The 20005-nt window shown below is 49.0% G+C and carries 15 protein-coding genes; 10 read left to right on the forward strand and 5 right to left on the reverse strand.

Features of this window, described 5'->3' with window-relative positions; genetic code table 11:
• The first annotated feature begins 9 nt into the window (after window positions 1–9).
• The 6 genes from FIT99_RS05805 to FIT99_RS05830 all read left to right on the forward strand — a co-directional run bounded on the left by FIT99_RS05805 (window position 10) and on the right by FIT99_RS05830 (window position 8348).
• Window positions 10–1005, forward strand: coding sequence for an acetyl-CoA carboxylase carboxyltransferase subunit alpha (locus FIT99_RS05805; protein WP_140003425.1), 996 nt, complete (start codon window positions 10–12; stop codon window positions 1003–1005).
• A 1-nt stretch (window position 1006) separates the two neighbouring features.
• Entirely contained in the window at window positions 1007–2455 is a 1449-nt protein-coding gene (tilS, locus tag FIT99_RS05810) for a tRNA lysidine(34) synthetase TilS (RefSeq protein ID WP_140003426.1), read from the forward strand.
• A 211-nt stretch (window positions 2456–2666) separates the two neighbouring features.
• Entirely contained in the window at window positions 2667–5135 is a 2469-nt protein-coding gene (locus tag FIT99_RS05815; protein ID WP_140003427.1) for a TonB-dependent receptor, read from the forward strand.
• A gap of 23 nt (window positions 5136–5158) precedes the next feature.
• Window positions 5159–6574 (forward strand): sigma-54-dependent transcriptional regulator, encoded by a 1416-nt coding sequence (locus tag FIT99_RS05820; protein WP_140003428.1) that lies wholly within the window; start codon window positions 5159–5161, stop codon window positions 6572–6574.
• 143 nt (window positions 6575–6717) lie between these two features.
• On the forward strand, window positions 6718–7914 hold the full coding sequence (gene purT / locus FIT99_RS05825; protein ID WP_189524791.1) for a formate-dependent phosphoribosylglycinamide formyltransferase: 1197 nt from the start codon (window positions 6718–6720) through the stop codon (window positions 7912–7914).
• 5 nt (window positions 7915–7919) lie between these two features.
• Window positions 7920–8348: a group II truncated hemoglobin gene (locus FIT99_RS05830; RefSeq protein WP_140003430.1), complete on the forward strand. Its 429-nt coding sequence runs from the start codon at window positions 7920–7922 to the stop codon at window positions 8346–8348.
• Window positions 8349–8403: 55 nt separating this feature from the next.
• Here the strand turns inward: FIT99_RS05830 and FIT99_RS05835 are convergent, their stop codons facing one another.
• Together FIT99_RS05835 and FIT99_RS05840 are read right to left on the reverse strand one after the other, a co-directional pair.
• A complete protein-coding gene (locus FIT99_RS05835; RefSeq protein ID WP_140003431.1) occupies window positions 8404–9843 on the reverse strand; it encodes a DEAD/DEAH box helicase in 1440 nt (479 codons plus the stop codon).
• A gap of 9 nt (window positions 9844–9852) precedes the next feature.
• Complete coding sequence (locus FIT99_RS05840) at window positions 9853–11415, reverse strand: DEAD/DEAH box helicase (RefSeq protein ID WP_140003432.1); 1563 nt, start codon at window positions 11413–11415, stop codon at window positions 9853–9855.
• Window positions 11416–11798: 383 nt separating this feature from the next.
• Between FIT99_RS05840 and typA the strand changes: the two genes are divergently transcribed.
• On the forward strand, window positions 11799–13607 hold the full coding sequence (typA, locus tag FIT99_RS05845; RefSeq protein WP_140003433.1) for a translational GTPase TypA: 1809 nt from the start codon (window positions 11799–11801) through the stop codon (window positions 13605–13607).
• 56 nt (window positions 13608–13663) lie between these two features.
• Here the strand turns inward: typA and FIT99_RS05850 are convergent, their stop codons facing one another.
• Window positions 13664–14383 carry a copper resistance protein NlpE N-terminal domain-containing protein gene (locus tag FIT99_RS05850; protein WP_140003434.1) on the reverse strand — a complete coding sequence of 240 codons (720 nt, stop codon included), beginning with the start codon at window positions 14381–14383 and terminating at the stop codon, window positions 13664–13666.
• Window positions 14384–14690: 307 nt separating this feature from the next.
• Between FIT99_RS05850 and FIT99_RS05855 the strand changes: the two genes are divergently transcribed.
• The 3 genes from FIT99_RS05855 to FIT99_RS05865 all read left to right on the forward strand — a co-directional run bounded on the left by FIT99_RS05855 (window position 14691) and on the right by FIT99_RS05865 (window position 17590).
• Window positions 14691–15509, forward strand: coding sequence for a polyphosphate kinase 2 family protein (locus tag FIT99_RS05855; protein WP_223261299.1), 819 nt, complete (start codon window positions 14691–14693; stop codon window positions 15507–15509).
• Window positions 15510–15634: 125 nt separating this feature from the next.
• Window positions 15635–16951: an ATP-binding protein gene (locus tag FIT99_RS05860; protein WP_140004666.1), complete on the forward strand. Its 1317-nt coding sequence runs from the start codon at window positions 15635–15637 to the stop codon at window positions 16949–16951.
• Entirely contained in the window at window positions 16952–17590 is a 639-nt protein-coding gene (locus FIT99_RS05865) for a response regulator (protein WP_189524792.1), read from the forward strand.
• Between the two features lie 101 nt (window positions 17591–17691).
• Here FIT99_RS05865 and FIT99_RS05870 read toward each other — a convergent pair whose 3' ends face one another.
• Window positions 17692–18528 carry a DMT family transporter gene (locus tag FIT99_RS05870; RefSeq protein WP_140003435.1) on the reverse strand — a complete coding sequence of 279 codons (837 nt, stop codon included), beginning with the start codon at window positions 18526–18528 and terminating at the stop codon, window positions 17692–17694.
• A gap of 71 nt (window positions 18529–18599) precedes the next feature.
• A complete protein-coding gene (locus FIT99_RS05875; protein WP_140003436.1) occupies window positions 18600–19751 on the reverse strand; it encodes an aromatic ring-hydroxylating oxygenase subunit alpha in 1152 nt (383 codons plus the stop codon).
• Between the last annotated feature and the right edge of the window lie 254 nt (window positions 19752–20005).

The following is a 20005-nucleotide window of genomic DNA, read 5'->3' on the forward strand; positions in this document are numbered from 1 at the left end:
GAATTCACCATGAGTGCAAAACGTTTAACGCCTAGTAAACTGACTTATCTTGATTTTGAGCAGCCAATCGCTGCGCTTGAGAAACGCATTGAGGCATTGCAAGTTTCACATGACGAGCATGACTCTCTTGATATCTCTAAAGAGCTGGACTTGTTGCAAAAGAAAAATGCCAAGCTCCTGCAAGACACTTACCAAAACCTCACTGCATGGCAAATCTCTCAAGTCGCTCGTCACCCGCAGCGGCCTTACACCATCGATTATATTCACGCCTTATTCACCGATTTTCAAGAGCTGCATGGGGATCGTGCTTATGCAGATGATCCAGCCATTGTCGGTGGGATTGCCCGCTTTAAAGGCACGCCAGTCATGATTATTGGCCACCAAAAAGGCCGTGACATCAAAGAGCGCCAATACCGTAATTTTGGCATGCCGCGACCGGAAGGCTATCGTAAAGCCTTGCGTTTATTTAGGCTGGCTGAAAAATTTCATCTGCCCATTATTACGTTTATCGATACCCCCGGTGCTTATCCTGGCATCGGTGCTGAGGAGCGTGGGCAATCCGAAGCAATTGCCCGCAACCTGTATGTGATGGCTGAGCTGAAAACACCCATTATCGGCGTGGTGATTGGTGAAGGTGGATCTGGTGGTGCTTTGGCACTAGGCGTGGTGGATCATCTCAATATGTTGCAATATTCAACCTATTCGGTGATTTCTCCCGAAGGTTGTGCCTCTATTTTGTGGAAGAGTGCAAGCAGGGCGCCAGAAGCTGCTGAAACATTAGGCATTACCGCCGATCGCCTCAAGTCGCTGGGGTTGGTGGACACCATTATCAGTGAACCGCCGGGCGGGGCACATCGCAATTACGAAGATGTGATGGAGAGTATTGCCAACGCCATAGGCCAGCAACTCAAAACCTTACAAGCCAAAAAATTGCCGCAACTTCTGGATACGCGCTACCAGCGCTTGATGAGTTACGGCAAGTTTAAAGTGGTTAGTGAAAAATAACATGGCTTTGTTGTCTCAGTTAGAAAGCGTTCTCGAAGCCTTTCTGACTGCCCCCAGCACTGAGATCAGCAAGCCGCGTCATTGGCTGGTTGCACTCAGTGGTGGGGTCGATTCCATCGTGTTGTTACACACATTGTCTCAGCTACGTGGGCGGTTAGGGTTCACCCTGTCTGCGGTGCATGTGCATCATGGCTTGAGCCCAAATGCAGACAGCTGGCAAAGTCTGTGTGAACAAGCCTGCCAAGCACAACAGATCCCATTGTATACAGAGCGCGTCCGCGTGGATTTACAAAGCGGCTTGGGAGTCGAAGCAACCGCGCGCGAAGCCCGCTACGTCGCCATAGAGCGCTGGCGGCAACAGCTTGACGCCGAAGCGATAGTCACTGCACACCACATGCAGGATCAGGCAGAAACGCTGCTATTGCAATTGGTACGCGGCGCAGGGGTCAAAGGCCTCAGCGCCATGGGGGCGTGGGATGTTGATCGATTTTTACTCAGGCCATTACTGGCCGTGCCAAAAACCACATTGTTGCAATACGCGGCCGAGCAACAACTCACTTGGGTAGATGACGAGAGTAACGCTGACACGCGCTATGACCGTAACTTTATTCGTCAAGAAGTCATGCCGCGCATGCGTGCGCGTTATCCACAATTGGATTCGGCTTTGAGCCGCAGTGCGAGTCATCTGGCTGAGGCGCAAACCTTACTCGACACCCTCGCGCAACAAGACCTCGTCCAATGTGACTTGCGAGAGGAGTGGTTAGGGCAATCGATCGCCATTTCACACCTGCATTGCTTGGGCGACGTGCGTGCCAAAAATGTCTTGCGTTTCTGGTTTCAGCAGCGGCAGTTACGCATGCCAAACACAGAGCAATTGCAAGACTACTGGCAACAGTTGTCGTCGGTGAAGCCGCATCGCTACCTGCATTTGCCATTACAAGGCCAATCGGGTCAGTCTGTTACCTATTTGCATCACTATCAACAGCGTTTGTACTGCGTTACCAAGCCCAATGCGTTGCCGCAAACACCCTTGGTCTGGCAGGGTCATCAAAACCAGATCTGGGGCGATTGGCAGATTCAGTTTAAGGTCAGCAAAGGCCGAGGCATTGCACTCGCTAGGCTGGGCATTTCACCCGCCGCGATCACTTTAAATAAACGCTATGGGCAACCTATTGTGTTGCCTGAGGGTACTCAGCTGTTGCTGACCCCACGCGCTGGCGGCGAATCTTTGCAGCCGGATGTAAAACGGCCAAGACGTGAGTTAAAAGTCATTTTTCAAATGCTCGGGATTCCGCCCTGGCAGCGCGCTTTTTATCCTTTGATTCAAGTAAAAACCAGCCAACCCAACCCCTATCAAACACTGGTCGCTTTGGCGGCGCTTGCCGTAGATGAAGCTTGGCGCCCAGGCCGTAATGCTTACGGTCTCGAGATCTCACTCACTCCCATTTGATCCATGAATTGGTTGTAATAAACCAATATAAACCATAAAATTGGCTTTTTACAGCCAATTTTATGGTTTAAAGCCATCCTCAATTTTGTATTAAATTGATTTTAAACATCTTTTTAAACAGAGTTCAGCAGGAACGATTATTGCTATTAAGAAGTGCTTTTAAATCAAAAGATATTCAATAAAAGTACTTCGGGAAAGAGGGATCGTTCGTATGAAAAAAAATAGTATCAAGCCATTGTTGCTTGCAATTGCTTCTGCCTATTCGGCACAAGCGGTATTAGCCAATGCAGAGCCATTAATTCTGGATAAAGTGGAGGTGTACAGCACTACGCCACTAAAGGGCATTGGACTGCCATTACATAAAGTCCCTGCAAATGTTCAGCGGGCCAATCCATCTGCAATTAATAATCAGACAGGTGTTTCGATTGCTGATTATATGAATAGCAACATGCAAGGTGTTACAGTGACTGAGTTGGGGGGCAACCCATGGCAGCCTGAGATCAACTTCAGAGGCTACTCAGCGTCTTCTTTATTGGGTAATCCGCAGGGCTTATCTACCTATATCGATGGCGTGCGTGTGAATGAACCCTTTGGTGATGTGACTTCTTGGGACAAGATTCCTAATTTCGCTATCGGTGATATGCAGTTGGTTCCTGGTTCTAACCCACTGTATGGTTTGAACACCCTCGGTGGCGCCATTGCAATTCAGACCAAAAGTGGGCGTAACAACCAAGGAATCGCCATTGAGGGTGAAATGGGTTCATGGGGCCGCAAACGTGGCTTGGTTGAGTTCGGTGGAGTTTCCAAAGACGGTTCGGTGGACTACATGATCGGTTATCAACATATATCCGATGATGGTTGGAGAAAATATTCACCCTCACATGTTAATCAGCTATTTGCTAAAACAGGATGGCAGAGTGAGTCCACAAAGCTTGATCTTACTTATATCGGCTCTGACAATCGTTTAATTGGGAATGGTTTAACGCCTGAGTTCTTATTGAGTGGCGATAATGACCAAATTCATACCAGACCAGATTCCACAAACAATTACTCACACTTTCTGGCGCTGAATGGAAGCCACTGGGTCAACAACGACCTTATGTTGTCCGGTAATGTGTATTACAAAAAATCCAATCGCAGAACCGTTAACGGTGATGGCTATGAAGGCAGTTTTGAGGATGTCGGCGGTGTCAGTACCTTAGATGGTTACCCAGGAATCACTTGTAGCCAAGCTGTAGACGATTGCGAGGTGATTGGCTCTGTGTCAAACAGAACACAGACCAGTCAAGATACTTACGGGACGACTGGACAGGCGACATTTAATCAGGATTTCCTAGGTAAAGAAAATCAATTCGTGATTGGTGCAGGTTACGACTACAGCCTGATTCGTTTCAAACAAAGTGAGCAAATTAATCTATCTTCTGCAAGTGAGTCGATTGCTGATGGTGATATCACGGGTACCACAGGCAGTGGTACCGTGTTTGATCCTACCAGAGCACCAGTGTTAGAAGGTGATGGTGCGTTGGGTACACGCCAATCCGTCGGTTTAACTGGTAAGCAATATACGGCACGGTTGTTTGCAACAGACACCTTATCGCTGAATGAATTTTGGCATCTAAACGCTGGGGCCAGTTGGAACTTCACCAGAGTCGATAATGTGGATACCTTGCGTGGTGGTCCATCTGCGGCGAATGGATTTAACAGCTTAACAGCACGTGACAGCTACACACGTTTAAATCCCACGGTTGGTTTAACATTTACACCGACCAAACAGCTGACTATTTATACTTCATACAGTGAGTCAAGTCGTGCGCCAACCGCTATTGAATTGGGTTGCTCAAACCCAGCATCTCCTTGTTTGCTGCCTGCAGCCTTGGCTGATGACCCACCACTCAACCAAGTCGTTGCTAAAACATACGAGTTTGGCGGACGAGGCCAACTGACAGACACTATTGGTTGGAACGCTGGTGTGTATCACGCAGTGAACCATGATGATATTCAATTTACTGCTGCCAACACCCAGACCGGTGCTGGTTACTTCAAAAACGTCGGTAGAAGTAAGCGTCAGGGGATTGATCTTGGTGTGAACGGGGTCGTTGAAAACTTCAAATGGAGTGCCTCATATAGTTTTGTGCACGCCACTTATGACACCGATGTCGAATTTGTCAACGGGTCTAACTCCACCGGTATTAATTCTGATGGCATTTACACCGCACGTGCGGGTGATCGCCTGCCAGCGATCCCGCAGCATCAGTTAAAACTGCGTGGTCAATATGCAGTGACCCCAAGCTGGAATGTGGGCACCAACGTAATTGGTTACTCAGACCAGTTCGTGTACGGAAACGAGAATAATGGTCATCAATCTAATGCTGCGGATTGTAATGGAGGCGATGATTGTGCAGTGGGCCGAGGTAAGTTAAGTGGCTATTTCATTGTCAATCTTGATACCCAATATAACTTTGGCAACGGTTGGAAGTTATTCGCCAAAGCAACCAACATTTTTGACAAAGATTACTATATTGCAGGCCGTTTAGCAGAATCACTGTTTGATGCTTCTGGTTCATTCGGTAGCGAGAGTAAGGTGTTGAGCTTGCTGCCAGGTGCGCCACGTGCGGCATGGTTTGGTTTCAGATATGAGTTCGGTGCGAAACCATCGCTGGCTAGTTACGACCGTGATTAACTTACTATAATTAAGGAAGAAGCGTGCTCTCACAACTTTCATCCACTACGGACAAATCAGTTTTTTTACCGATAAAGAAAAAAGTGCTCTTGGTTGAGGACGAAGTTCTGTTTGCCAAAGCAGTGGTGAAACGGTTACAAAAAGCTGGTTTTGAGTGCGAGCACGCAGAATCCTTACAGGATGCCAGATTGCTGGTAAAACAATTTGAACCCGATATGGCGCTTTTGGATATGCGCCTGCCGGATGGCAATGGATTGGATTTATTAGCGGATTTCGTGGCAAAAAACATCAATACCATCGTCATGACTGCCTTTGGCGATGTGACCGATGCCGTCAACGCCATCAAAATGGGGGCGATTGATTATTTAAAGAAACCGATTGATCTCGAAGAACTGTTATTGATCATTCAAAAGAATGAAAAAACCACGGATTTACAGGCTAGTCTCGATTATTCAAGGCAGCGTGATTCGGTGGTGAATGATTCTGTGCAACTGATTGGTGAGAGTGCTGCCATGCAAAGTGTGCGTCAGCAAATCACCCGGATTGCACAATTAAGTGCGCTGAGTGATGCGGTTCAGCCTACGGTGCTGATTACGGGTGAAACTGGCACCGGAAAAGATGTTGTTGCGCGTTATTTGCATGCGAGTTGTGCTAATCATGATAAGCCGTTTGTGCATGTGGACTGTGCTTCGCTGCCTGCTGAGTTGATTGAGAGTGAGTTGTTTGGGCACGAAAAAGGGGCGTTTACCAATGCCGTCGCCTCGCGCCCAGGTTTGATTGAGTCGGCCGAAGACGGCACATTGTTTTTGGATGAAATTGGCGAGTTACCATTGGGCTTACAGGCAAAATTGTTAAATGTGCTTGAACGTCGCATGGTACGCCGATTAGGTTCGACCAAAGAGCGTCCGGTGCAAGCGCGAATTATCGCTGCGACCAATCGTGATTTATATCAAATGTCGAGTGAAGGGCGCTTTCGTTCTGACCTGTATTATCGGTTGAACGTGATTACGATGCAGATGCCGCCCTTGCGTGACCGTGGTCAAGATGTGTTGTTATTGGCTAATTATTTTAGGCAATTGACTGAAAAACGCTATGCCTTGCCACACCATGAGTTTAGTACGCTGGCACTGATGGCGATCCAAAAATATCATTGGCCTGGCAATGTGCGTGAAATGCGCCATCAAATCAGCCGGGCGGTGTTGATGTGTACACAGCCAATGATTTCAGAGCATGATTTAGGTTTGCCGCAAATGGCGGCAGCGAGCGCGAGTGTTTCTATGCAGGGCGAAACGCAAGTGACGTTAGACGATGCGGAAAAAGCCATGTTGTTGAATGCCCTTGAGCAATCGCGACACAATGTCTCAAAGGCCGCACGGTTACTGGGGATTACTCGGATGACCATGCGCTACCGCATGGATAAACATGGAATCTCGGTATAAACGCAAATTAAACCTCGCTCAAGCGAGGTTTTTTGTTTGTGTTTGCTAGGGAAGATGTGGTCTGCTTGTGACATAAATCAAGCACGATCAGCCGTCAGCGAAATTGCCCATGGTATCATTGCGTTTTTACTGTGGAGCGAAAAATGATTGGGACCCCGTTGAGCGCAAATGCCACCAAGGTGATGCTACTAGGGAGTGGTGAGCTTGGTAAAGAGGTGATTATTGCCTTGCAGCGTTTAGGGGTCGAGGTCATTGCGGTAGACCGCTACGCAAATGCGCCAGGGCATCAGGTGGCGCATCATGCATACACTATCGATATGACGGATGCAGCGGCATTAAAAGCACTCGTGCATGAAGTAAAGCCGCACTATATCGTTCCAGAAATCGAGGCGCTCAACACCGAGGCATTGGCTGAGATTGAGGCCAGTGGCGTGACGGTAGTGCCTACGGTGCGCGCGGTGCAGTTGACCATGAATCGCGAAGGGATTCGTCGGCTAGCCGCTGAAGAATTGGCGTTGCCGACTTCGCCTTATGCCTTTGCCCGCTCTGAAGCTGAGTTGCAGGCCGCCATTGACGGTGGCATTGGGTATCCCTGTTTTATCAAACCTACCATGTCATCCTCTGGGAAAGGCCAATCCCGTATTACTGACGCCTCTGAGGTGAACGCTGCTTGGGCGTATGCTGCCAGTGGTGGCCGTGTCAATCAAGGCGTGGTGATAGTCGAGGGCCAAATTGATTTTGATTATGAAATCACCTTGTTGACCGTGCGGGCCAACAATGCGGATGGTCAGATCGCGACTTACTTCTGCGCGCCGATTGGCCATGTGCAAAAGCAGGGCGATTATGTCGAAAGTTGGCAGCCACAAGCGATGCATCCACAAGCGCTCATCAATGCGCAAACGATCGCTAAAAAAGTCACCGATGCCTTGGGCGGTCAGGGCTTATTTGGTGTTGAGCTATTTGTAAAAGGCGAGCAAGTCTGGTTCTCTGAAGTCAGTCCACGTCCGCATGATACCGGCATGGTGACGATGTGTACCCAGCGCCTGAATGAGTTTGAACTGCATGCACGGGCCATTCTCGGTTTGCCGGTGGATGTTGCCCAGCGAGAAGTCGGCGCTAGTGCCGTGATTTATGGCGGTGCGGACACACATGCGCTGGAATATCACGGATTAGAAGCTGCAATGTCTGTACCAAACAGCGACATTCGTTTGTTTGGCAAGCCTGAGTCTTTTGTGCGCCGCCGCATGGGGGTGGCCTTGGCCACGGCAGCGGATGTGGATACCGCGCGCGACCTCGCCAAACAAGCAGCTGCTCGCGTCACGCCAACAAAAAGTGCGTAATCCATATGGCATTGGGTGATATACAAGAGCCAAACGCGGCCAAACAATCGTTGTTTGATTGGTTGGGCGGGGAAGCAAAAGGCACTGAGGTCATTCGTGAACTGGTGGAGACCTTTTATGACATCATGGATAGCGATCCAAAAGCCGCAGGCTTACGCGCGATCCATCAGGCTGATCTCACTGAAGCCCGTGAAAAGCTGTTTATGTTTTTAAGTGGTTGGACGGGTGGGCCGCAGTTATATGTTGAGCGCTATGGACATCCCCGTTTGCGCGCACGACATATGCCGTTTCAGATTGGCGAGTCAGAGCGTGATCAATGGATGTATTGCATGATTAAAGCCATGCATACGCTTGAATTTGAAGAGACGTTGATGCGACATATCGCTAACCAGCTTTATGGTGTGGCAGATTTTATGCGGAATCGTGAAGGATAGTCGAAAAAAAAGCCCCAGTCATGGGGCTTTTTTATGGTCACTTGGTGCTGATTGCTTAGGTTAATTCCGAATTGCCAGTAGGCTGACTATCGGTGTTGCTAGCTAATTTCGGCGTTGCACGTCTGGCTTGTTGACGAGTTTGCGGTGAGGCTTTAAATCCAAAACCACCCAGTAGGGCAGCAACGACTTGTCGCTTGGCACTCGATGGCTTGGCCAGGGCCTCTTTTTGAACTGCGACTGCCGCTGCTGGCTGGTATGGTTGCTGAAACCATCCATCCTCGCCACGTGCAGGCTTAGTGGTGCGTGGTCGGTTATTGCTGCTGTTGCTGCTGTTGTTGCTATTGTTGATGAGGCCTTTTTCTTTTGGAATCTGCTTTTTAATCAACTTTTCAATGTCGGCGAAGTATTTGGTTTCATCCTCGTCGATTAATGAAATCGCAATGCCTTTGGCGCCCGCACGGCCAGTACGGCCAATACGATGCACATAGTCTTCAGGTGCCGTAGATATTTCATAATTCACCACCAGGGGTAAATCCGTAATATCTAAGCCACGCGCCGCGACATCGGTTGCTACTAAAGCGTTGATCGTGCCCGCTTTAAAAGCATCCAGCGCTTCAATCCGCTCTTTTTGTGTTTTATCACCGTGAATAGCACTGCATGGAATATGGTCACGTTCTAAGGCGCGAGCCAGCTTGCTGGCAGACAGCTTGGTTTTGGTGAACACAATCACTTGCTGATTCGCGTAGTGCTTTAACAACTGCACCAAAAAACGTTGCTTTTGATCACTGTTAACTAGATACGCTTTTTGCTCCACGTTCTCGTTGGTCGCATTGCTGCGAGCCACTTCAATTAAGGTGGGGTTGTTTAAAAAGGCATCCGCCAGTTTTTTAATCTCGTCCGAAAACGTCGCTGAAAACATCAGGTTTTGACGTTGCTTAGGTAGCAAAGCCAAAATGCGTTTCAAGTCTGGCATAAAACCCATATCCAGCATACGGTCAGCTTCGTCTAGCACCAAAAACTGCACTTGGCTTAAGGACAGGGTTTTTTGCTCGACATGGTCCAGCAGCCGACCAGGAGTTGCAACCAAAATTTCAACACCCGTTTTTAAAATAGGGGTTTGTGTTTTGATATCGACGCCGCCATACACCACCAAACTGCGCAAAGGCGTGTGCTTGGCATAGGTTTTGATATTGTCATACACCTGAATCGCCAGCTCACGCGTGGGCGCCAGCACCAGCGCCCGGATCGGGTGCTTCGCTGGCGAAGTGCTAGTACTTGCGAGTGGCAAAAGGGTATGTAAGATCGGCAAGGAAAACGCTGCCGTTTTACCGGTTCCTGTTTGTGCGCCTGCCATCAAGTCCATGCGCTGCAAAGCGAGCGGAATGGCCTGCGCCTGAATGGGCGTGGGTGTCGTATAGCCAGACTCATCAATTGCTTTTAACAGCGGCTCGGCGAGGCCGAGCGACCGAAAATCTACTATGGTTTGCTCAGACATAGGCTCGACTTAGGCAAATGAACGAGGGCGTTTGGCACCACCTGCGTCACCAAAGGACTTGCCTGCCGGACGCGGTTTGTTGTTGCTGCGAGGTGCGTTGGGATTGCCAAAACGCTCTTGGCTGTTCGCTGCTGGACGTGGGCGGCGTTGGCCAAATTCGTCAGCAAGCGCACGGGCGAATTGAAAGTCTGTGTCTTTGTTGTAGCTCTTGCTGTTCCCGTTCACTTCTTTGTCCTGCTTTTGCTCGGTAACGCGTGGTGTGCGCGGCTTGTTTTCTTGGGCACCGCGGTTGTTATCACGGCCACCTTCACGGGCGACACGTTCACCAAACGATTTGTTTTGACCTGGGCGATCATCGCGACGGAAACCGCCTTTGGCTTGTGGTTTGCCCGTGCGTTTGCCACCACGTTTGTCACCACCATCATCCATACGCACTGCGCGTTTTGGTTCAAAACCTGCAATCACTTCAGCTTGCAATTTTTGACCGGTGTATTGCTCAATCTTGCGCAGTAAATGACGATCCGCGTTAGAAGCGAATGAGATTGCGACGCCAGTGTTGTTCGCCCGGCCGGTACGACCGATACGGTGCACATAGTCTTCTGCAAATTTCGGCAGGTCATAATTAATAACATGTGAAATGCCTTGTACGTCGATACCGCGCGCTGCAACATCTGTTGCAACCAATACTTTAACGTCACCATGGCGCAGTTTGGTCAGCGTGCGGTTACGCGCACCTTGTGTCATGTCGCCATGTAACGCTGCCGTGCTGTGGCCCGCAGCATACAAGTCTTCTGCCAATAAATCGGCATGGCGCTTGGTGCTAGTGAAAATAATGGTTTGGTTCACATCCGGTGCAATCAGTAGGTGTTCTAACAATTTATTTTTGTGGTTCATGTCATCCACAAAGTGCAAACGTTGTTCGATGTTTGCGTGTTTTTCTTTTTGGCCGGCCACTTGAATCGTCAAAGGGTTACGCAAGAAACGCTTGCCGATATCCATGATGCCATCGAGCGTTGCCGAGAACAGCAATGTCTGACGGTCAGCAGGTAAAGCGTCACAAATACGCTCAACATCTGGCATGAAGCCCATGTCCAGCATACGGTCAGCTTCGTCCAACACTAACATTTGCAAGCGGCTCAGATCAATACGACCACGATCCAGGTGATCAATGAAACGGCCTGGGGTCGCAACCAGAATGTCTAAAGGTTGTGACAACAGTTTGTTTTGCAAAGGATAGGGCATGCCGCCAACAATACTGATACAACGTGCACGTAAGAATTTGCCGTATTTACGAGCGGCTTCGTTCACTTGTGCAGCCAGTTCACGGGTAGGAGTCAACACCAAGATGCGTGGACCACGGCTGCGAACCGGGTGTGGGGTTGCCAGCAAGTTAAGTGCGGGTAAAGTAAAGGCAGCCGTTTTGCCGGTGCCAGTTTGTGCAGAAGCCATGATGTCACGGCCTTGCAAAGCTTCAGGAATCGATTGTGCCTGAATCGCTGTTGGGTTTTCATAGCCTGCGTCGGTCAGTGCGCGCAAAATGGAAGGATCAAGATTTAAATCAGCAAAAGACAAGGAATGTCCCTTTCGTCAACAATTAAAAAGGGCGCTAGTAAAGCAAAAGCATAGCCAATAACCTCGCACAACACTTAGTTTAAGTGTGAAGCAATATTTATTTAGCCAAAGCAACATTCACAGGGAATTGCTTTTACCGGCGCTTGGGCATAGCCACTAACCGATAAAAGAAGATGATGTCATCAATACGTCATCTAAAGATAGTAACCTCAAAATTTCGCGAGTTACTGACAGGTCAGGGCAATGAATTTAAAACAAGATTGCCAGTGATTTGAACCAGCAGTGTTTTAAGTTGCTCGCAGTATAGCCATTTTATTTTAAAAGTCAAACATTTAATTGATTTGTGATAAAATCGCGCCCTTTCCAAACAGATGGCAGTTCACATGGCACGCAACCTCAGAAATATCGCAATTATCGCGCACGTTGACCACGGTAAAACAACCATGGTCGACAAATTACTCCAACAGTCAGGTACTTTTGCCTCTCATCAAGCGATGACTGAGCGTGTCATGGACAGCAACGACCTAGAAAAAGAGCGTGGCATTACCATTTTGGCCAAAAATACCGCCTTAACTTATGAAGGTACGCACATTAACATCGTCGATACCCCGGGCCATGCGGACTTTGGTGGCGAGGTAGAGCGTGTTTTAGGTATGGTGGACGGCGTGTTGTTGCTGGTTGACGCGGTAGACGGCCCGATGCCACAAACCCGCTTTGTGACTAAAAAAGCCTTGGCATTGGGTTTAAAGCCCATTGTAGTGATTAATAAGGTTGACCGTCCGAGTGCACGCCCTGATTGGGTCATTAATCATACGTTTGACTTGTTTGCCAACCTCGGCGCGACAGATGAACAGCTAGATTTCCCAGTAGTTTATGCCTCTGCGCTCAATGGTTTTGCAACGCTCGACATGAACACCCCCTCGGATAACATGCGTGCGCTGTTTGAAACCATCCTAAGCCATGTCGAGCCACCAAAGGGCGATAGCGATGCCCCGTTGCAATTGCAAATTTCAGCACTTGATTACTCTACTTATACTGGCCGCCTAGGCGTTGGTCGTGTAACTAACGGTCGTATCAAACCAGGCCAAGTGGTTGCCGTGATGCGCGAAGATGAACAAGTCGCGCAAGGCCGTATTAACCAAGTGCTTGGTTTCAAAGGCTTGGATCGCGTGCCGGTTGAAGAGGCCGAAGCAGGGGATATCGTGATTATTTCCGGTATCGAAGAAATCGGCATCGGCTTCACTATCTGTGACCGCGATAAGCCGGTTGGCTTGCCGCATTTGGGCGTAGATGAGCCGACATTGACCATGGACTTTATGGTCAACACCTCACCATTGGCTGGTACGGAAGGCAAGTTCATTACTTCACGTCAAATTCGTGACCGTTTAACTAAAGAGTTGTTAGTGAACGTGGCATTGCGGGTTGAAGACACTGAAGATACGGACGTATTCCGTGTTTCTGGTCGTGGTGAGTTGCACCTGACCATTCTGCTGGAAAACATGCGTCGTGAAGGGTTTGAAATTGCAGTTGGTAAACCACGCGTGGTTTTCAGAGAAATCAATGGCGAAAGATGCGAGCCTTATGAAATTTTGACCGTGGACTTGGAAGATGAAAACCAAGGTGCGGTCATGGAGGAGTTGGGTCGTCGTCGTGGTGAAATGAGCAATATGGAGTCCGACGGTAATGGTCGTACTCGCCTAGAATACCGTATTCCGGCGCGTGGTCTGATTGGTTTTCAAGGCGAGTTTTTGACACTCACCCGCGGCACTGGCTTGATGGCGCACATCTTTGATGAATATGCACCGGTCAAAGCAGACATGCCAGGCCGCCGTAACGGTGTGTTGATTTCAGCTGAACAAGGTGAAGCGGTTGCCTATGCATTATGGAAACTGCAAGATCGCGGTAAGATGTTTTCAAGCCCAGGGGATAGATTGTACGAAGGTATGATTATTGGTATTCACAGCCGCGACAACGATCTCGTCGTTAACCCAATCAAGGGTAAGCAACTCACCAACGTGCGCGCATCCGGCACGGACGAGGCGGTTCGATTGATTCCGCCCGTTTCATTAAGTCTTGAAAGCGCGGTTGAATTCATTGATGATGATGAGTTAGTTGAAATCACGCCTAAAACGATACGCTTACGCAAGCGCTACCTGCTGGAGCATGAGCGTAAACGGGCCTCTAAGGACTAATATTCAACTAAAAAACGCCAGTCAATACTGGCGTTTTTTATTTCTTGATCCATATTTCAAAACTTCTGCAGAAAGTCTTGCTGAGGGTTGCCTTTCGGGTTGCCCTGAGGATCCAACAAAATGAGACGATCTGCTTGCCGGCGAAAGTGTAGCGGTGCTTTGAGGTGTTGCAACCAGAGTTCACCATTTGCTACATTCAAGTGGTATTTGCCGCGGCTTTGACGTGTGGTTTGCTTGCCGTCGTCAGTCAGTTGGGTCTGCTTTAATTGGTAGTAGCCTTGATGATTTAAAGCCAACTTGGCCTCAATGGCGATGCAGTTGTCGCATGGCAGGCGGCCATGGTAGGTGCCTGCCCAATCCTGCGGAGTGGCCCAAGATTGTTGTCTGCCAGAGGCTTGCTTTTGTGACATGGCCACGGCGATGACTTCAATAAAATCAGGCCCGCCATCCACAGGGTAGCCAGCAATGGCTTTGCCAGTAATCGCCACTTCCTGACCTAAAAAAGGGTCTAAGTTAATCTGCTCACTTTTTAGTGCAAAGACTTTTCTGGGTGCCATAGCCGTAGCTTCAGCTTGAAAAAAATCGCCAGTAAGTTGATGGGTGCCATATTGCCAACTGCTGATAGTGCGCTTCTCCAGCACACCTTGTACTAGTACTTGCGCCTCATCCCCTGATGATGATGCGTGAGGGGAGGCTTGTGTTGCGACATGTACACCTGCCATTGCCATCAGGCATGCCAGACAACGTACCACTGTTTTGATTAATGAATACTGCATGATGATAGGCTCCTTTACATTCAAGGGTTATGTGGAGGGATTGCGCACTACATTTCTAGGACTGACATTGCCTGCAGTGCCATGTGCTTGATCCTGAATGTGTTTGTATTTTATGGTTATCACTTCTCTAAACGCCTCTTGGCGGCATTGCGTCGCCGACGATCATTGACAGGTGAAGTTTTGTTTTATCATATCATAACAGTTGATAAATTATGTTATGGTAGATGCGGTTACGATTTGCACCCATGACATGGTATTGCTTCGGGGGGTCGGTTACACTAACGAGATTGATTGAGGAGCGAATGCAGTGAAAACGTTGAATATTGATGACTACCGCGTGAATCCCAAAAAATTTTCACTGGCGCAATTCAAGCCAGAAGATAAATCAGCCAGATCGGGTGATAAGTCCGCGGACAATAGTTTGCTCGCTTCTATGACTGAGGCGATTAATGCTAGGCAGGATATATTGCATGCTGAGGGCAGGCATAAGGTGTTACTGATTTTACAGGGCATGGATACTAGTGGCAAAGATGGCACGGTCAAGCAAGTGTTTAGTGCCTGTGATCCCTTAGGCATTCGGCTAGCCAGTTTTAAGGCGCCGAGCGCTGATGAGTTGGCGCATGATTACCTATGGCGAGTGCATCAGCAAGTGCCTGCGAGCGGTGAGTTGGTTATTTTCAATCGTAGCCATTATGAGGATGTGTTAATCGTGAAAGTGCATGATTGGATCGACGAGGCGGAATGCAAACGGCGCTACCAGCAAATCAACGATTTTGAACGGATGCTGAGTGAAACCGGCACCACGATTATTAAATGCTTTTTGCACATCTCTAAGGCCGAGCAAAAACAACGCTTACAAGAGCGCTTAGATACGCCCAGCAAGCACTGGAAATTTAATCCGAAAGACCTAGAGGAGCGCGCGCTGTGGGACCGCTACATGGAGGCCTATACACAGGCACTGCAACAAACCTCCACGAAATATGCACCTTGGTATGTGATTCCCGCAGACTCTAAAACCAATCGAAATTTATTGATTTCACGTATTTTGCTTGAAACTTTAAATGCGCTCACGCTGGCATATCCAGCCAAACCAGCAGCTTGGGACAAGCTCACCATCAAAGATTAATTAAATATTGGCCAATTTAATGATTTTACGCTGTGAAAGTATGGCGAAACTGCAGTTAAATAGCGTTAGGGTTTTTTCACGGTTAAATCATGAGTTTACGTTTTCGTCTCAATCTGCTGGTCACCATGTTATCGCTTGCTTTTTTGGTGGCAGCGGCAGTAGTGTTGGTGCGCGATACCAAAGATAGCATCCGTGAACGGGTTGAGGCTGCCATGCGTGTCACGGTGCAATTGTTGGACACCGTCATTGTCAGTTCAGCCATGAACCCCAGCCTCGGCCCTACGCATTACGTTTTGCAAGATTTTTTACGTTCATTAGGCTATGTGCGCAGTAGTCATATCGAGTTATATGATTATGCCAACAACCCCTTATACATTTCCCCGGATTCAACCTTTAAAACAGAGATCAATCCACCCAGTTGGTTTGTAAAATTGGTGGGGCCTAAAGAAGAAACGGTCACGCGGCGCGTGCGTTACGGCGTGCTGACCATCCGCTCCAGTGCGGAGGGCTCTATTCGAGAGGCATGGTCGGGTTTTTTACAGTTAATGATGATGGGCGTTGGTTTTTTTCTGCTACTCAATCTGCTGATCTATGGGCTACTTAGCCATGCCTTGCGTCCCGTCCGGCATATTTTGCATGCGATCAACCGCATTGAGCAGGGGGATTTAACGACCCGATTAGCGCGCTTTTCAGTGCCTGAGTTTGACAAAATAGGCTTGAGTTTGAACCAGATGGCTTTGTCACTAGATGCTGAGCGTCAGTTAGAGCAAAACCGGCAGTTGACGCAGCTCATACAGCAACACATTGAGGATGAGCGCCGCAGTCTAGCGCGCGAATTACATGACGAGCTGGGGCAGTATGTGACCGCAATCAAAACGTTCGCCGTGGCTATTGTTAACAAAACTAAGCAAAATACGCCAGATATTGCTGCTAACGCGCAAACCATCGTCGCGGCAGCTAACCACATTTACGATGGCATGCATAACATTATTCGTCAGTTGCGTCCGGCTGCCATGGATAACATGGGCTTGGTGGAGACCTTGCGTGACATGGTATCTGGCTATCAAGCGCAACACCCGGATTTAACGATTCAATTGCATGTGTCGGGTGCCTGTGCGCCCATGGGTGAGAACGTAAATATCAATGTGTATCGTATGGTACAAGAAGCCGTCAACAACGCGATCAAGCATGCCCATGCGCAATCCATCAATGTCCATTTGCTCAACGACGCCGAAGGCTTGCGTTTGATGATTTGCGATGATGGCGTCGGCATGCAATTGGACTTAGTAGACCAAACGCGACATTTTGGCCTGCTGGGGATGCGTGAGCGCGTCCAAGCGTTGCATGGACAGTTTAAAGTGGTCTCGCAGCCGGAGATCAGCCGTGGAACCACTTTAGAGATCCGATTGCCTTTACAATCAGCACCAAACAACAGGGAGTAAATGAACGTGATAAGTGTAATGCTGGTAGATGACCATGCAGTGGTCAGGATGGGCTTTAAAATGCTGCTCGAGTCAGACCAGGATATCAAAGTCATTGCCGAGGCAGAGAGTGGTGAGGCGGCCATCAAAGCTTACGTTGAACACCATCCGCAAGTGGTGGTGATGGATATCACCATGCCCGGCATTGGCGGCATGGAGGCGATTGAGCGCATTTTGGCAAAAGACAATCATGCGAGAATTTTAGTGCTATCCGCGCATGAAGATTCCGTGCACCCCAAGCGCGTGCTCAATGCCGGTGCGATGGGTTATGTGACAAAGCGTAGTGCGGCAGAAGAGTTGATCAAAGCAATCCGCAGTGTGGCACAAGGTAAAAAATACATCGAGGCTAGTGTGGCGCAACAAATGGCCATACAACAACTGTCTGGCGAGCAAAATCCGGTGGATGTATTGAGTGAACGAGAGTTTGAGGTGTTTATGTCGCTTGCGCGGGGCAAGTCAACCAATGACATCGCTGAAACGCTATTTTTGAGTCCTCGCACGGTCGGCACGCATCTGTATAACATCAAGCAAAAGCTCAATGCGCAAAACTCGGCTGAAATTGCTTTAATCGCGATGCGCTGTGGTTTGTTAGAGCCATAGTCCCTGCGATTGATTTAAAAAAACCATGCCTTGAACCGCATGGTTTTTTTATTGGGTCGGCTTAGGCCCTCAACGCCGCGCGCCAACTGATTTCTACGCAGCTACTGTTTGCTACGCGCACTGAGTATGCCAAAAGTGATGATCATCATCATGCCGGCGATTTCGATGCCGCTCAACGCTTCTTGCCAGATAACCACTCCAATCAGTGTCGCGAATACTACCGTGCTGTATGCCAGACTGGCCACAGTGAGCGTGCGGCCGGTCCGATAGGCTCGCGTTAACGCCAGTTGGCTGAGGGTCGCGGAGATGCCTAATCCGCACAACAAGGGAAGGTCTTGCCAACGCAGTGGTGTGACGTGATCAACCAGCATCCAGGCACCGCTGGCGATGCTGCACACCAGCGTGAAGTAAAAAACTGTTCGCCAGTCTGGCTCGCCCTCCACCCCTAATTGCTTGACGTGCACATAAGCTAATGCAGCACCTATGCCAGACAGTAAACCCAGTGCCCCCGCGAGCAGTTGATTGCTTTGGATGGCCGGTTGCAACACTAGGCAAACGCCGATAAAGCCACCCAAGATACATAAGTTTAAATGCCTGCGCTGCCGATGACTCAAGGCAGGCTCAGCGTTCAGCAGCCAGGGAGACAGTAGGGCTAAAAACATGGGTGAGGTGTAGTTCAGCGTGATCGCGGTCGCCAGTGGTAAGTGTGCTAAGGCATAGAAAAATAGAAGTAGGGCGCTAAAGCCCACGCCGGCGCGACGCATTTGCATCGCGAAAAGCGGCGTTTTTAAAGGTTTGCCTTGCCAGCAGACAATGACGGTGATCATGAGCAATCCGAACGCAGAGCGATAAAACACTAACTCGCTGGGACTAAAGCGTGCGGCGCCCGCTTTAACGAACGCCCCCATGATGGCAAAGCCGAGCCCCGCAAGCAGCATCCAATAGCTGCCCAGTGGCCAATGTTTAGGATTTAACAGATTGCTTTTTGGGGGCAAGTGCAAACCGGGGCCTAGCGACGCAAATGCTCAGGTAAGTGGGGCTCCATTTGGCTGCGATACCAACGATGAAAGTGCTCTAGTCCGGCTTCCATGGGATGCTGATAGGGGCCGCGCTCGTCCTTGCCCAATGAAAAGAGGCCCTTACGACCATCATGCATGCGCTGACAAATTTCTTTGTCCTCGACGGCGGTTTCAAAATAAGCGGCTTGTTGCGCGCGAACGTATTCGCGTTCAAACAAAGCAATGTCCTCAGGGTAATAAAATTCAACCACATTTTGGCAAGATTCGACGCCAGTCGGAATAATGTGTGAGACGACCAATACGTTGGGATACCATTCGATCATCAAAAATGGATACAACACGAACCAAATGGCGCCGTATTTGGGCGTTTGATTTTGCTGATAATCTGTGACCGCCTGCTGCCATTGTTTGTAGACAGGGGACAGGTTGTATTCTGGCAACGGTTTGTAGCCAACGGTTTGCACGCTGTAGTGCTCGCCAAACTCCCAGTGTAGTTCGCTGCAATTCACAAACTGGTTCAGTCCAGGATGAAACGGCCCCACGTGATAATCTTCTAGGTAGACTTCAATGAAAGTTTTCCAGTTGAAATCGTAATGGTCGACGATGGCGGAGTCGAAGTGATAACCGGTAAAGTCGAAATCTTGCTTGCAGCCGAGTTGTTTGAGCAGTTGCGCAATAGGTGGGCTTTTGTCTTGGTTGTTGCTTTGCGCTGACTTAAACAGTAAACCCTGCCAGGCGCTTAAAGATTGCTGTTGTAGATGCAAGCAGGGGTTTTGATCAAAATGCGGCGCACCCAGTAACTGGCCATTGAGGTCATAAGTCCAACGATGCAATGGGCAGACTATGTGTTGTGTATTGCCTTGACCGTTGAGCATGACCGCTTGACGGTGGCGGCAGATGTTACTAATGAGTTGTGGTTGCCCTTGCTGATTTACCAGCGCCATAGCGTTGTGCATCCAATCCAAGCATTGATAATCCCCCGGATTGGGAATCATGCGCGCATGCCCCACGTATTGGGGTTGCAACGCAAACAAGTGAGCCTGCTCCAGAGCATAGATGGCTGGGTCAACATACCAGTCAACAGGTAATTGTGCGAAGCGAGTCTGGTTTTGTTCTTTATTTAAAGAGGTGACAGAACCCATAGGGCCAACGGATTAATCGCATGCAAAAAAGGTGAATTGTGCCCGAAAAGGGGGGTGTTGAAAAGCCAAAAACCGCAATATTGGCTAGTTTAGCCTTGGCAATTAATTGATTTTAATCAACAAAACAGTGGGTGTGTTCGCAAGTAAGTCCGTAACGCGTCTGCAGTAATGTGCAAAGGACGCTTAACCAACAATGATAAATTCAGTTATAATGTTCGCGGTTTCTATGTATAACTATACGTAAACGATTATTG

This window comes from Methylophilus medardicus, assembly GCF_006363955.1.
GTDB lineage: Bacteria > Pseudomonadota > Gammaproteobacteria > Burkholderiales > Methylophilaceae > Methylophilus > Methylophilus medardensis.